The organism is Cohnella herbarum (assembly GCF_012849095.1).
Lineage (GTDB): Bacteria > Bacillota > Bacilli > Paenibacillales > Paenibacillaceae > Cohnella > Cohnella herbarum.
The window spans coordinates 2,516,536-2,532,051 of sequence record NZ_CP051680.1 but is presented as its reverse complement, the minus strand read 5'-3'; the positions used below and the strand labels follow the sequence as shown (position 1 = coordinate 2,532,051).

Genomic DNA, 15,516 nt, shown 5'->3' with positions numbered 1-15,516 from the left:
CCAGGGTGGTACCGCGAAGATTTTCGTCCCTGATTTTAGGGGCGTTTTTTTATTTTTTTGGACGATTATGAGGAGGGTGATCGGAATGAAACCGATGAAGGCAGCAGAAATCCGCAGCAAATGGTTAGCGTTCTTCGAAAGCAAAGGACATAAGATCGAGCCGAGCTCGCCGCTCGTTCCCCATAATGACCCGTCGTTATTATGGATAAATGCCGGTATGGCGCCGCTTAAAGCGTATTTCGACGGACGCGTTATTCCGGAAAATCCGCGCATCGCGAATTCGCAAAAATGCATCCGCACGAACGATATCGAGAACGTGGGCAAGACGCGCCGCCACCATACCTTCTTCGAGATGCTAGGCAACTTCTCGATCGGCGATTATTTTAAGGAAGAAGCGATTTCTTGGGCGTGGGAGTTCCTAACGGGACCCGAATGGATCGGGTTCGATCCGGAGAAGCTTTCCGTGACGGTATATCCCGAGGACGAGGAAGCCTATCGCTTCTGGAACGAGAAGATCGGACTGCCGCCCGAGCGGATCGTTAAGCTGCAAGACAATTTCTGGGATATCGGCGAAGGTCCTTGCGGCCCTTGCACGGAAATTTTCTACGACCGCGGCGACAAATACGGAGATCTCTCCGATCCCGAATGCACGACCGGCGGAGAGAACGAGCGTTTCCTCGAAGTGTGGAATCTCGTGTTCTCGCAATTCAATCATAATAAGGACGGCAGCTATACGCCGCTTCCTAACAAGAATATCGATACGGGCGCGGGTCTGGAGCGCTTCGCTTCGATTCTGCAAGACGTGGATTCCAACTTCGATACCGATTTGTTCATGCCGTTGATCGAGCGTACTAGCGGAATCGCGGGCGTGAAATACAAAACGAACGAAGACAACGACGTCGCGTTAAAGGTCATCGCCGATCACATTCGGACGGTAGCGTTCTCCGTCGGGGACGGAGTGCTTCCTTCCAACGAAGGACGCGGATACGTCATTCGCCGCTTGCTTCGCCGTGCCGTAAGATACGGCAAAGTGCTGGGCATCGACCGTCCGTTCCTCTGGGAGCTTACGCCAACGGTTGGAGAAATCATGGGCAACTACTATCCGGAAGTGCTCGAGAAACGCGAATTCATCGAGAAGGTCATCCGCACGGAGGAAGAGCGGTTCCACGAGACGTTGTCGGACGGATTGACGATCTTGGCGGACCTGTGCCAGAAGGCTCGCGCCGAGGGCAGGACGGTCATTTCCGGTCCCGATGCGTTTAAGTTATACGATACGTACGGCTTCCCGTTCGATCTAACGGAAGACTATGCGACGGAGCAAGGCATGACCGTCGATCGCGAAGGCTTCGACTCGTCGATGCAGGAACAGCGCGATCGCGCTCGCGCCGCTCGTCAAGAGACCGACAGCATGAAAGTACAAGGCGGACCGCTCGCCGAATATAACGAGAAGAGCGAATTCGTCGGTTACGAAGGACTTACCGCGGAATCGCGCGTGCTAGCCATCGTCTCGGATAATCAATTCGTCGATATGGCCGGTGTAGACAGTAAAGTGCTGGTCGTTCTCGACAGAACTCCGTTCTACGCGGAGAGCGGCGGACAAGTAAGCGACCGCGGAGTCCTGTTCGGTAAAGACGTTAATGCGGACGTCACGGGCTTGAGCAAAGCCCCGCACGGACAATCGGTACATCAGGTCGTTGTTACTGGAGGAGTCTTGCGTGTCGGCGACACCGTGACGGCTTCCGTAAACGCGTCCGAACGCAGCGCCATCGTCCGTAACCATACGGCGACCCACTTGCTGCACCGCGCGCTGAAAGACGTACTCGGAGAGCACGTCAATCAAGCGGGTTCGCTCGTGGAAGCGGAACGCCTTCGTTTCGACTTCTCGCACTTCGGGGCGATCACGCCGGAAGAATTGGCGGAAGTCGAGCGTCGCGTGAACGAACAAATCTGGATCGGAACGGAGCTCGACATCAGCTTCAAACCGATCGCCGAAGCGAAAGCATTAGGCGCCATGGCGTTATTCGGCGAGAAGTACGGCGATATCGTCCGGGTCGTCCGCGTCGGGGATTACAGCTTGGAGCTATGCGGCGGTTGCCATGTCCGCAATACTTCGCAGATCGGGCTGTTCAAGCTCGTGAGCGAGGGCGGAATCGGATCGGGCGTTCGCCGGATCGAAGCGGTGACGGGACGCAACGCTTACAACTATATGGATGACCAGTTGAACATCCTTAAAGGCGCGGCCGCGCAATTGAAATGCAGCGTAGGCGACGTCGTGAAACGTGTCGAAGCCGTTCAAGGCGAAGCTCGCCAATTGCAACGCGACAACGAGTCGCTGCAAGGCAAGCTGAGCCGCTTGGAAGCGGCGGATCTCGTATCCGCGACTAAGACGGTAGGCGGCGTTACGCTGCTCGCCGCGCAAGTTAACGCTGGCGGCATGGACGCTCTACGAGGCGTCGCCGACGAGCTCAAGCTTAAGCTGGGATCAGCGGTTCTCGTGCTCGGCGCCCCGGCAGACGATAAAGTGAATCTTATCGTCGCCGTCACTTCCGATCTCGTGCAGCAAGGCCTGCACGCAGGCAAGCTGATTAAAGACATCGCCGCGATCTGCGGCGGTGGCGGTGGCGGCAAGCCCGAGCTCGCGCAAGCAGGCGGCAAGGACCCTTCCAAGCTGTCCGATGCTCTAGCCGCGGCCGAGCAATTGGTTTTGGCTCAATTATCTTAAGGAAATTTGGAATTTAAAAGCATTCGACCGAAGGGAGGGAAGTGAACTAACTCTCGGAAGAGTTTACGTCCGCCTCTTGGAGCCCATTGCCACCATTAAATCTCATCAAGGCAATGGGCGGAGAGCAAGCGGCTGGAGAGAGTTAGTTCACTGTACTCCCAACTTGTCGAAAAACTAAGCAGCCACTAATTTCCTGTCCACAAAAGATTATGTTATTATGATTGTAAGTGCTTAAGAGTTTGTCAGTGAAAGCGAGGTGCTGGAGATGAGCTCGTCGGACAACAATAATCATATGGATCTGACGGTCAAGTTCGACGTCGTGGCGGATCCTCATGAAGTTTCAGCCCGCGATATTTTATTTACGGTGCATGATGCTTTAGTGGAGAAAGAGTATCACCCGATTAATCAGATCGTCGGCTACCTGCTGTCCGGCGATCCGGCCTTTATCCCGCGTCACAATAATGCCCGCAGCCTGATTCGCAAGAAGGAACGCGACGAATTGATAGAAGAGCTCGTACGTTTCTATCTTCAGCAGAACCGGTAACCTATGCGCATTATAGGATTGGATTACGGGGAAAGAAGGATCGGCGTTGCGATGAGCGACTTGTTCGGGTGGACCGCTCAAGGCTTGGAGGTCATTGACCAGAAAGTCGTCGCCGATCCGATTGGCCGTATTACCGAGTTAATCAAACAATACGAAGTAGAAGCGATAGTCGTCGGTCTTCCGAAGAACATGAACGGAACCATCGGTCCCAGTGGGGAAAATTGCATCGCATTCGCGGAAAGACTAAAGCAAATACTATCCTTACCTGTACAGCTTTGGGATGAAAGGCTGACTACGGTATCCGCGGAACGAACGTTGCTGGAAGCCGACGTGAGCAGACGCAAACGCAAACAAGTCATCGACAAAATGGCTGCGGCTATCTTGCTGCAGAGCTATCTTGATTCGATATCGAAATGAGGGAATAGACAATGACAGACAACTTAAACATCGAAGAAGAAGCGGAAATTATTTACATCCCGGATGATGAAGGGAACGATGAAGCGTTCGAAGTCATTATGCGCTTCGAATTAGACGACGGAACGGACCGCAAATATTTAATGGTCGTTCCGGCGGAAGAAGACGGGGACGAAGAGCAGGAAGTATTCGCTTTCCGCTACGATGAAGAGAACGACGAGATCAAACTCTACCCGATCGAAGATCAAGCCGAATGGGATATGGTCGAGGAAACGTTCAACACCTTGATCGGCGAGTTCGATGCAGCCGAAGAAAACAAAGGCTAATCAAGCCTCGCGGCTGAAGTTCGGGAGGTAAGCTAGATGGCTGGAAAAAACAAAGAAACGAACGGAGAGCCTACCGCGCTGCGACAGGCTTTCGGGGACCAGGTGGAGCTGCTTGACGAAGACGGCGCAGCCCAATCCTACAAAATTTTAGCCGAGCTTGAAGTCAACGGCGTAAATTACGCGATTCTTCAATCCAAGGCGATGCGGCAAGAAGACGAAATCGAAGTGTTTAGAGTCGTTACGGACGCTGAAGGCGAACAACAGCTAGAAACCGTTACGGACGAAGAGGAGTGGGAGCTTGTTGAGGAAGCTTTCGACGATTCTCAATTTGGCAGCGACGAACAGCCTTAATCAGTAAAGTGACTTAGAGCGGGCGACCGCTCTTTTTCACGAAATGGGGCTTGCTGGAGGGGGAAAACCGTGAATAGAGACGATGAGCCGTCATCGGGTTGGAAATCCATATACGGCAATAAGATTAACGGCGAAGACGACAAATCAACGGGAACTCGCGAATCCGCCGCGGCTACGGAATTAAGCAGATTTCCCCAGACCTCAAGGTCGGAAACGCCGCTGTCCGACGCGAGGCAAACAGATGAAAGGGCAACTCAGCCGACACGCCGTGAAACCGCGGCGCGAACGACGTCGGTACCGCCTGTTCGCCGTCGTAAACCGCGCGTCTTGCTTTGGTCTTTTCTAATCGCATTGGGATTGGTATTGATCGTAGCGGGGGGAGCTTTGTTCTATTTATGGAACGGGCTTCGGCCGACTGCTGCCTCTTCGACTCCGATCAACGTTACAATCAGCTCTGGGATGCGTGCTCAGAAGGTCGCGGAAGTACTTGAAGAAAACGGACTCATTCGAAGTGCATTTCTTTTTAGCGGTTGGTTGAAGATCGAAGGGGAAGGCTCCCGATTCCAAGCCGGCGAATATGAACTTACTCCCGGAATGACCCGTGATGAAATCGTTGCGAAATTGAATGCCGGCGATATCGTAGCGGCAGAGACGATCCGCTTCACGATACCGGAAGGGTTCACGGTACAGCAGATCGCGGCCAGACTGTCGGAAACTTCGGGTCTAGACAAGAATAAGTTTATGGAAGCTTCAGGGAATCCCGCCCAATGGACCGGATCTCTATGGACCAAAGCGTTGCCGAACGATAACAGCCTAAGATTCCCGCTTGAAGGATATCTCTTCCCGGAAACGTACGAGATGAAGCGCGGAAGCACGGAGGTCGACGTTATTAATCGGATGCTCGCCGAGCTTGATCACAAGCTCGATCAGCTGCCTGAAGATTGGCAAAGCACGCTCGAGGAACGAGGGCTCACCGTCCATCAATTGCTGACGATTGCCTCCTTAGTAGAAAGGGAAGTCGTAGCGGACGAAGAACGGCCGATCGTGTCCAGCGTCATCCAGAATCGCTTGAAGAAGAAGATGCCGCTTCAAATCGACGCAACGATTCAGTATTTGCTCGATAAGCAGAAAGAGCGGTTGCTCGAGGCCGATCTCAAAGTGAATAGTCCGTACAACACTTACTTGAACGCCGGACTTCCGCCAGGTCCGATCGCAAGCCCGAGCTTGAAGTCGATCGAAGCCGCGCTATATCCGGAAACGACGGATTACTTCTACTACGTAACCAAGAAAGACGGTACGAACACCCACCTCTTCGCGGTAACGTATAAGCAGCATCAGAAAAATATTCAGTTAAGCGAGAAAAACGTTAAATAAGAATAAAGACGCGTTCGATCGGACGCGCTGCGACCCGGCTAGCTTGCGTAAAGTACCTAAAGGTGCTTTGCGCAGGCGAGCCGGGTCGAAGACTTCCCGGAGGTGTATCCCTATTACAACGTTAATTCCCGAGTTGCAAATATCCGCAGGATCCATGGAGCAACTGGAACGATATATCGCGGCAGGCGCGACCGCCATACTCGTCGGAGAATCCCGCTTCAGCATGAGACAGCCGGGAGAGATGACGTCGGAATCGCTTAAGGAAGCCGTTGCGGCGGCGCACCGCCTTGGAGCGAAAGTTTACGTAAATATGAATAAGCTGTTCCGCAACGACGAGTTGGGTTGGTTGCCGGAATACATGGAACTGGTGAAAGAAGCCGATGCGGATGCGATCGTATTCGGCGATCCGGCGGTACTGATGAACGCAAGGCGTCATGCGCCGGATATGACTTTGTTCTGGAACGCGGAGATGACGGGAACGAACTCTTCGGCTGCTTCTTATTGGGGGCGCCGAGGAGCTAAGCGAGCCGTTGTGGCACGGGAGCTTAATGAAGAAGAGATCATCGATTTGAAACAGAAAGCACCGATGGAAATCCAAATTCAAGTTCACGGAATGACGAACATCTATCATTCTCACCGGAATCTCGTGCAAAGCTATTTGGAGCATCTTGGCCGAGAAGCGACGCTCATTCGCAAAGGAGCGGACAAAGGTTTGTTCTTGGTAGAGGCCGAGAGACCGGATGAGAAGTTTCCCGTTTACGAAGACGATAACGGTACCCATGTGATGAGCCCCGATGACATTTGCCTATTAGAAGCGTTGCCGGAGCTTATCGAGGCCGGAGTAGATAGCATGTATGTGGAATCGCTGCTGAAGTCGGATGATTACAACGAAACTGTCTTGAGGAGCTACAGGCAAGCTTTGGATTCGTGGGAACGGAGTCCTGGCGAATTCAAGCTCGATCCCAAATGGCTGGCAGCCATTCGGAAATTGCAGAACCCCGATAGGGAGTTAGGCTTCGGATTCCTATACAAGGAGCAAGTCTACTGAGAGGTAGTTCAATAAGTCAGCATATGATCACGAAGCGATTTCAGGGAGCGAATTCGACATCGAATCTTGAATTCAGCTGGGCCTTCCGATGCTCACGTAGGTTTCGCCTACGCTCCGCTCCTCAGTCCCTAGCTTCATCCAACCTTCTCGGTGCTGAAAGGCCGACTTATTGAACTTTTATTTGAAGAGGTAATTCAATAAGTCAGCTTTTGATCACGAAGCGATTTCAGGGAGCGAATTCGACATCGAATCTTGAATTCAGCCGGGCCTTCCGGTGCTCACGTAGGTTTCGCCTACGCTCCGCTCCTCAGTCTTTTATTTGAATCCAATTATTTTCAGAGAGATATAAATGACGTATGCGGTACAATTTATTAATAAAACTACTCGCAAGGAGGACAAGGGTATGAGCCAATCTCTAATGCAGGAAACGCCGCGCGGCAACGGGAAACGGCAGCGTTTAGATAAACCGGAGCTGTTGGCGCCGGCCGGAAGCTTGGAGAAATTGAAGTTTGCCGTTCATTACGGCGCCGATGCCGTATATATTGGCGGTCAGAAATACGGTTTGCGTTCCAACGCGGATAACTTCACTTTTGAAGAAATGCGCGAAGGCGTACAATTTGCAGCCAAGTACGGAGCGAAAGTGTTCGTAGCGACGAATATTTATGCTCATCAAGAGGACTTAGACGGCATCGAGGACTATCTTAAGCAGCTTGAAGATGCGGGGATTGCGGCGATAATCGCGGCAGATCCGGCCATCGTAGAAACTGCGCAGAGAGTCGCTCCCAAGCTGGAGGTGCATTTAAGCACCCAACAGTCGACGATGAACTGGCAAGCCGTGCAATTTTGGAAGGAAGAAGGATTGCCCCGGGTCGTGCTTGCGAGAGAAACGACGATGGAAGAGATTCGCGAAATGAAGGCAAGAGTGGATGTCGAACTGGAAGTATTCATTCACGGAGCGATGTGTTCTTCCGTATCGGGGCGTTGCGTGTTGTCCAATCATTTTACGGACCGCGATTCCAATCGGGGGGGCTGCTGCCAATCTTGCCGTTGGAAGTACGATCTGCATGCCGACGAGCAATCGATCATGGAGCCAGGACAAAATTCGTTCACGATGGGGTCCAAAGACTTGTGCATGATCCAGCACATTCCGGATCTTATCGAAGCCGGAGTAGATAGCTTTAAGATTGAAGGACGGATGAAAAGCATTCACTATGTCGCTTCCGTAGTTAACGTATACCGACAAGCGATCGATGCCTACATGGCCGATCCGGAAGGTTATCAATTGCGGACCGATTGGATCGAGGACATTGGCAAAGCGGCTAATCGTCCGTTGAACACCGGATTTTTCTATGCGGTTCCAGGAGCGGAGGAACATATCTACGAAGCGGAAGAAAAACCTGCTCCTTACGATTTTGCGGCCGTCGTGACGGATTATGACGAACGAACGGGAATCGCGACGATTCAGCAGCGCAGCCCTTTCCGCCCTGGCATGGAGGTAGAATTTTTCGGTCCAGGGGGTAGGCAGTTCGTTCAACGAATCGATGAAATCACGGACGCGGATGGGAATCCCTTGGAGGTTGCCCGTCATCCGCTGCAGAAAATCCGCCTGAAAACGGCACTGCCGGTTAAGCCATTCGATCTCATGCGCAAAAAATTACATTAAAAAATTTTAACTATACTAAAGGATTTGTGAATAAACTTGTCGAATTGTCACATTTAAGTAAATGTTGCCACCCAAGCGGCCGATATATACTTTATGGACATCTGGGCAAGTTTTTTTATTAGCCGCTAGTCAGTCGTCACTACATAGTTGGAGGGTCATAGCAGATGAATAAATCGTGGCGTGAAAAATTGGGAGCGGTAAATTTGAAAAAAGCTACCAATAGTGTAAGCGGTTTATCAAAACGCGTTGGAGGTCAGTTTAAGGAAACCAAGTTCGAAAATCCGATTCGCTCGGTAGGAATGAAGTTGTTTTTGCTCATCTTTTGCAGCATTTTAGCGTGTGTACTTTCTTTAGGATGGTTTTCCTACTCGAAGTCCAGCACTATCATACAGCAGAAAGTAGCGGATTCAAGCAGCCAGACCGCGATCCAGACGGCAGGTAAAATCGCCTTGCTGATGGATGGCTATGAACGGCAATCATTGCAATTTATTACGGACAATTCTTTTATCACTTTGTTGAGCACTCTTGCGATTACGGAAGACGATTACGAGCTGTTCGATACGTCGAGACAACTGACGGAAAAGTTGAGCAGCATCGCCATGGCGGACTCGAGCTACGAATCTATTTCTCTGATTCCAGCGGATGCGGAAGGTCAGTTCATGACTACCGGCAGCTCGATTAGCAAGGAAGAAGTAATGAAGTTACCGTTCCTTAAAGCGGTATCCGAAGGAAACGGCAGAGCGGTATGGGGGCCCACGCTCGCAGGAGGCTTGGACGGAGCGCGCAACGTTCCGACCTTCTCGCTCGGACGGATGTTGAATCAAGGAAAAGCGTATTACTTATTGCTTGAGATTAAAGCCAAAACGTTGGAAGAGCAGATGAAGACGGTTAACTTCGGAGAAGATAGTTCCTCTTATATCGTGGCGACGGACGGTACTATGGTCTACGGCCCCGATGAGAAGAAATGGGGATCGAAGTACGAGTACGAAGTGCCTGGAGATGACGGGACCGCTACGATTAGCGCGGACGGAACGAAGACGCTTTCCTCAGCGGGCGTCCTCGAGAACAACGGATGGAAGCTTATCGGTAATATACCGGTAGCGTCATTGGTTAAAGACGCCAAAGCGATCAGCAACTTAACATGGCTTATGTCTCTTATCGCGGCGTTAATCGCGGGAGCGATCGGTTTTATCGTATTGCGTTCGGTCGGACGTCCGCTAGCTCAACTTCGGACCTTAATGAACGAAGGAGAGCGCGGTAACCTGACGGTTCGTTCGACGATTAGGCAGAAAGACGAGATCGGACAAGTATCCGATAGCTTTAACCGCATGATGGAGGAGATCACGAGTCTCGTTCGGCAGACGAACTTATCGGCGCAAGAAGTTCTGGAGACGGCTACCTCGTTGACGGATTCATCGCGCAAAACCGCGGGTGCCGCGAAGGAAATCGCCGTGGCGACCGAGGAAATCGCGAACGGCGCGACGAACCTTGCCGTCGAGTCCGAGAAGGGCACGGATTTGACGATCCAAATCGGAGCACAAGTTCAATCGGTTATCGATTCCAATGTTCAGATGGGGCAATCGGCTAACGAAGTAGAAGAAGCCGGCCGCAAAGGGACGATCTATATGGGCGGCCTTATCGAGAAGACGGGCCAAACGGAAGAAATGACTCGTTCGATGGTCGATAAAGTCGATAAGCTGAAGGAGAGCACCGGCTCGATCCGCAAAATCTTGGACGTTCTGGGCAATATCACGAAACAGACGAATATTCTTTCCTTGAACGCAACGATCGAAGCGGCAAGAGCCGGAGCGGCCGGTAAGGGATTCATGGTCGTAGCCGATGAAATTCGTAAGCTTGCCGACCAATCGCGCGATTCGATCGGCATCGTAGGCGGCATCGTCGAGAATATCCAACGCGAGATCGACGAGACCGTAAGCGTATTGTCCGAAGCGTATCCGATATTCCAAGAGCAGATTCAATCCGTACGCGAAGCGAATCAGATCTTCATCACGGTGCAAGACAATATGGGCGGATTCGTACATCGGTTAGAATCGGCTACCGATTCCGTTCGCAACCTAGAGAGCGCGCAGTCGACCTTGTCGCTGGCTATGAGTAACGTTAGCGCCGTTGCGCAAGAAGCTTCCGCAACTTCTGAGCAAGTCGCATCGCTGAGTAACGAGCAATTGAACATCAGCGATGGCCTAGTTCAATTGTCCAACCGTCTAGAAGCCGTATCCGGCAAACTGCGCGAGTCCTTGAGCAGGTTTACGGTATCTTAATGAATCTAGCGGGCGAATCGTCGTCCAACTAAACAACAAGGCAGATTGGGGTAATTCCCGATCTGCTTTTTATTTTGGATCAATATGGAAATAATGAAGGGGAGAAGGATGGAGGGGGCAAGCGCATGAAACGGGAGTGGGCAATTCGAAGCTTTCATATCCTATTATTTATTGCCATCTTATTCGGAGTCGAAAGCGCAAGATTGGCTTGGCTGCAGTTTGGATTCGGCGGTTCGAAGACGGCGAGCGGATCGCTGAATCAGAGCGCCTTACTCCAACGATCGGACGGTCTCGTGTTGGATCAAGGCCGCGGTCAGTTTCGCGATCGCGAAGGCAGGCCGCTGACGGGCGAGACAGTGCGAAGCTTGGCGGCGTTTCCGGACAACGGCATGCCACGGGGAACGGAGCAGGACGTTAAGCAGTTGGCCTCGGCACTTGGCGTCGAGGCTGGGAAGCTGGAACAATGGTTTGCTAATGTACGCGAACCTGAAATATGGAAAGGTCAGCATTCTTCTCTGGCGCTTAATCTGACGGAACAGCAAGTTCGCACGGTTGAACGTTCCAACTTGCTGGGAGTAGCCGTCCTGCCTTACGTAAATCGTTATCCGGCCGAATTCTCGCCTTATCATGCGATCGGCTACATTTCCCAACATCCCGAAAGGGTGCGTCGAGAGTACGATAAGCAAATCGCGAATCATCATATGAATGTCAAGAATCCTATCGGCGGATCGGGTTTAGAGAAATCATTGGATCGTTTTCTTCAAGGACGTGCTTCGACAACTGTCATGCAAATTACGGATGCTACAAGGCTTCCTTTGAAAGGCTTAGGACTGCGAATAACGGCACCTAATAATCCGCATTTTCCGATTCAGGTCACAACGACGTTGGACGTCGAGATTCAGCAGATCGTTAGCGAGGTAATGAGTAAATATTCGATAAGAAAAGGAGCGGCCGTAGTTCTGGACGCAAGTAATGCGGATATTCTGGCTATGGCGTCTTTGCCGCAGCTTGATCCTTATCATATCGGTTCGAAGGATACTGATGAACGCAACCATGCGCTCGTCGCTGCGCCTCCGGGTTCCGTCTTCAAGACGATAACGTTAGCTGCAGCTATCGAAGCGGGCGTGACGTCGTGGGACGAAACTTTTATTTGCAACGGGCACTACGGTAAATACGGGTTGAAGTGCTGGAAGGAAGGCGGACACGGCCATCTCACGTTGGAGCAGGCGTATGCCCAATCATGCAATGTGGCGTTCGCCACTTTGGCGGAACGGCTGGATCCGGCTTGGTTGCAAATTACTGCGGAACGCTTGGGTCTCGGTCGTAAAGTCGGCTGGAACACGGATAAGTTCGTCGATGGGCTGCCCCTTCGTTTGTTAGGCGAGGAAGAAGCGGGTTCGATTTTCTTGGACAAAAAAACGGCGCAGGACGGCGGCGTGAGAACGGGAACCGGAATCGGGCAACGGGATGTGCGCGTAACCCCGCTTCAAATGGCCAATATGGCGGTAACGTTGCTGCATAACGGTCATGTATTCGCTCCACGGCTCGTGAAAGAGGTTCGGTATGCGGACGGCGGATTGCTGACTTCGATCAAAGTGAAATCTGCCCCCTCTAAATACGGTCAGATCGAGCCTAAGACCGCGGCGATGATTCGGCAAGGAATGCGTTCGGTCGTACTGCAGGGGACGGCAGAGAACGCCCTAAAGGGAGCCAAGTGGCCGCTTGCCGGCAAGTCGGGGACGGCAGAGTTAGCAGGCAAGCAAAAAGCCCATAACGACCAATGGTTCGTCGGTTACGGGCCGGTTGCGGAAGGTAAGCCGCGATATGCGGTCGCCGTGCTGATCGAAGACCAGCCTGCGGGCTTGCGCAATCGCGGAGCAACGCTGTTCGGAGCGATTATGGACGGTCTTCGTCTTTATGAACAGCGGAATCGACAGGTTGAGGAGCGAACGGAGAAACGTTGAATTCCTCTTTCGGATACCGGATCCATGTGTGGAAGTAACCTTGGTCGTACAAGGCTTTCAACAGGATCATTAGAATCGGTGCCAGGATGAGTCCGGCAACTCCGAAGAGAGACAAGGAAACCATCATGAACGCCAGCATCGTAAAAGCGGATACCCCGACGGTCTGTCCCGTAATGCGCGGCTCCAAAAATTGCCGGGTTAGCGTGACGACGAGCAACAAACCCGTCAACCAAATGGCGAGATTAATGTCGCCGGTGATGAACAAATAAGCGATCCAAGGAATGAACAACGTGCTAACGCCAAGAAGCGGTAGAACATCGAAGAAACCGGCCAGAAGGGCGATGGAGAAAGCGTTGTTCACTCCGAGCGACAATAGCGCGATATAAATGACGATGAACGTGATGCTGATCAGCTTTCCTTGCGCTTTGAGATAAGCTCCGATTCCTCGGAATACGTTGTTGCTCAGAAATTCGAAAGCGACTTTGAACGTTTTCGGAGCGCGGTCTTTACCTAATTTTTTCCACGTATCGATCTCAACGCTTAAGAAATAAGCGAGAATGATGGCGATCGAGAAATTCAGTATGAACGAAGAGAAGGAAGTCAGGAATCCGACTAGCCAATTGAGAAAATCCCCGGCCCATTTCGCTCCAAGATCGGTCACTTTGGCCGTAGCTTCCGTTATTTTTTCCGTGATATCAGGCGGCAAAGCGTCCATCCGGTTCTGAATGTCGACGGTGATCGTTTTGACTTGGTTTTGCAGAAGTTCCTGATACTTAGGCAAATCATCGGCAAGTTGCGTGATTTGCAGGGTGAAGATAAATCCGAGTCCGATAAATATAGCAAGAATAACAAGCGCAAATAGCAATATGCTTATCCCGGATGCGATCGATTTGGGCAAGCCCCAACGATTAAGCAAACGGGCGAGAGGCTCGATGATCCAAAATACAAGGAAGGATAAGAAAACGGGAGTTGCGAGGTTGTACAAATAGCTGAACGTGTACATCGTAAGCCAGACCGTAAGCGCGATAACGCCAATGTCGAACGCGGTCCGCCAATATTTCTGATACAAAGAAAACATTTCTTTAGCCACCCTTTTCTAAGTTCGATCATAACTTGTCCATTCCATATAATGTTATTGTACACGATAACAAAAAAGATGCCTATAAGGATGCCTATTTTTCGAACGGTTATGATAAAATAGAAGACAGGCATTTGACAGCTCGCAGTATATTATGGCAATCAAGATGGTGGGGAAGGCATGGAAATCATCCTTTGGATCGGTTTTTATTTTTTGACTTTTTATGCTTTTTTACCGGCTCTTATAAGTCGGATTTTCGGTTTTAGAGTGTTCATGCGCGGTAAATCCAAGACGGAGATCGCACTGACTTTCGATGACGGTCCCGATCCGGAATATACGCCGAAGCTTTTGGACCTATTGAAACAACAGGGAGCTAAAGCGACTTTTTTCGTCGTTGGGGAAAATGCGGAACGAAACCCCGAGATCATCTCGCGCATTCACGAAGAAGGACATATTCTAGGCATTCACAATTACGTACATCATTCGAACTGGCTTATGCGTCCGCGTACGGTGAAACGTCAAATCCATCGCACGTCGGACGTCATCAAAAAGATTACGGGTTCAAGACCGATGTATTATCGACCGCCATGGGGAATCGTGAACGTCTTCGACTACGCGAACTTAGGGTACTTGCAGATCGTGCTGTGGACTTCCTTGTTCAGCGATTGGCGCAAGAAGATCGGACCCGATAAGCTCTACCGGCGCATGAGGCAGAAGTTGAAGCCCGGCCAAGTGTTCCTGCTGCATGATTGCGGAAGTACTTTCGGTGCGGATCGCGATGCGCCCGCCAATACGATCTCGGCGTTGGAACGGATATTGGACGACGGTCGTCAACTCGGCTACCGATTTGTCGGGATCGACGAGATGATCGAGATTACGGAACGGGCTAAGAAAAAAAAGAATAGCGATCATCGGACTGCGAGGAAATCAACCATGAAGAGCAGTGAAGGGGAAGAGGCCGCGGTTCCGCGTATTGGCCCCCTCAAGAAAGTGATCGTTAGTCTTTGGATGGCCTACGAGAAAATTTTCCATGTCGTATTCAGGCTTCGTCCGGTCGGTTCCGGACACTTCTTCAACTATCGGATCCGACGTTATTCAGGCCCTCCGCTTGATCTGCAAGGGGATCAGACGCTCCGATCGGGGGATCGCATCATGGAAATCCATTTCGAGAACCAAATGTTGTTCGATCTCGGAATGAACTCCAAGTCGACTTTGCAAATCGGCATTCGGATCATTCGCGAGATGGAGAAGGCGCTGCCGGAGATGGCGAGGGAGCTTGCAGTCGCTCCGAACGGAGATCAAGTCAGGGCGTTATACGGAGTATCGATGATTCATCGCGGCTCCGAATCGCTTGGTTATAAGACTTTCGAATTGCCCAGGGGGTTATTTGCCTGGACGACGAATATTTATTTAAGAGTCCTTATGCGTGTTATTCATCCTGCAGGTAATCAAAGGGTACGCGAGAAAGCCGATTCGTTAAATCCGCGAATGCTCATTATGCCAAGAGACATTCTGTTGACTTGGGCGAATGATGACAGGGCGAAACGTCGCCCCGTTCGAGAGCGCGCGACGAAGAGCGATGCCGCCAAGCCATCCAATCAAGGGGCGGAAACGCAGGAGCTTGTCTCGCATTTCGAAGAAGGATCGATCGGCAAGCTTGTTTAATCGAAGAAGCGAGTACGGGTTTAACAGCCGCGTATTCGCTTTTTTATTTGTTGGATGAATAAACGATGTGGAATAAAGAAAAAAAACC

General features: G+C 51.4%; 12 protein-coding genes. 11 read left to right on the top strand and 1 reads right to left on the bottom strand.

Annotated elements, in window-relative coordinates; all coding sequences use genetic code 11:
• Nucleotides 1-94: 94 nt before the first annotated feature.
• The 10 genes from alaS (at nucleotide 95) to HH215_RS11395 (ending at nucleotide 12,685) form a co-directional block, all read left to right on the top strand.
• Nucleotides 95-2,722 (top strand): alanine--tRNA ligase, encoded by a 2,628-nt coding sequence (gene alaS, locus HH215_RS11440; protein ID WP_169284347.1) that lies wholly within the window; start codon nucleotides 95-97, stop codon nucleotides 2,720-2,722.
• A 265-nt stretch (nucleotides 2,723-2,987) separates the two neighbouring features.
• Complete coding sequence (locus HH215_RS11435) at nucleotides 2,988-3,266, top strand: IreB family regulatory phosphoprotein (RefSeq protein ID WP_169280016.1); 279 nt, start codon at nucleotides 2,988-2,990, stop codon at nucleotides 3,264-3,266.
• 3 nt (nucleotides 3,267-3,269) lie between these two features.
• Complete coding sequence (ruvX, locus tag HH215_RS11430; protein ID WP_169280015.1) at nucleotides 3,270-3,683, top strand: Holliday junction resolvase RuvX; 414 nt, start codon at nucleotides 3,270-3,272, stop codon at nucleotides 3,681-3,683.
• A gap of 11 nt (nucleotides 3,684-3,694) precedes the next feature.
• Nucleotides 3,695-4,006, top strand: a complete 312-nt coding sequence (locus HH215_RS11425) for a DUF1292 domain-containing protein (protein ID WP_169280014.1) — start codon at nucleotides 3,695-3,697, stop codon at nucleotides 4,004-4,006.
• Nucleotides 4,007-4,042: 36 nt separating this feature from the next.
• Entirely contained in the window at nucleotides 4,043-4,357 is a 315-nt protein-coding gene (locus HH215_RS11420) for a DUF1292 domain-containing protein (RefSeq protein WP_169280013.1), read from the top strand.
• A gap of 69 nt (nucleotides 4,358-4,426) precedes the next feature.
• Nucleotides 4,427-5,731, top strand: a complete 1,305-nt coding sequence (mltG, locus tag HH215_RS11415) for an endolytic transglycosylase MltG (RefSeq protein ID WP_254450448.1) — start codon at nucleotides 4,427-4,429, stop codon at nucleotides 5,729-5,731.
• Between the two features lie 154 nt (nucleotides 5,732-5,885).
• Nucleotides 5,886-6,779, top strand: a complete 894-nt coding sequence (locus HH215_RS11410) for a peptidase U32 family protein (RefSeq protein WP_169280012.1) — start codon at nucleotides 5,886-5,888, stop codon at nucleotides 6,777-6,779.
• Nucleotides 6,780-7,182: 403 nt separating this feature from the next.
• Complete coding sequence (locus HH215_RS11405) at nucleotides 7,183-8,442, top strand: peptidase U32 family protein (protein ID WP_254450447.1); 1,260 nt, start codon at nucleotides 7,183-7,185, stop codon at nucleotides 8,440-8,442.
• A 164-nt stretch (nucleotides 8,443-8,606) separates the two neighbouring features.
• Nucleotides 8,607-10,721, top strand: coding sequence for a methyl-accepting chemotaxis protein (locus HH215_RS11400; protein WP_254450446.1), 2,115 nt, complete (start codon nucleotides 8,607-8,609; stop codon nucleotides 10,719-10,721).
• Nucleotides 10,722-10,846: 125 nt separating this feature from the next.
• Nucleotides 10,847-12,685, top strand: coding sequence for a peptidoglycan D,D-transpeptidase FtsI family protein (locus HH215_RS11395; protein WP_169280011.1), 1,839 nt, complete (start codon nucleotides 10,847-10,849; stop codon nucleotides 12,683-12,685).
• On the opposite strand, the gene HH215_RS11390 is transcribed toward HH215_RS11395, so the two are convergent.
• The gene (locus HH215_RS11390; protein WP_169280010.1) at nucleotides 12,618-13,763 is read right to left on the bottom strand and encodes an AI-2E family transporter; all 1,146 of its coding nucleotides are present in this window, start codon (nucleotides 13,761-13,763) and stop codon (nucleotides 12,618-12,620) included. The two genes, HH215_RS11395 and HH215_RS11390, sit on opposite strands and share 68 nt — an antisense overlap.
• Nucleotides 13,764-13,943: 180 nt before the next feature.
• Between HH215_RS11390 and HH215_RS11385 the strand changes: the two genes are divergently transcribed.
• A complete protein-coding gene (locus HH215_RS11385) occupies nucleotides 13,944-15,428 on the top strand; it encodes a polysaccharide deacetylase family protein (RefSeq protein WP_169280009.1) in 1,485 nt (494 codons plus the stop codon).
• The last annotated feature ends 88 nt before the right edge of the window (nucleotides 15,429-15,516 follow it).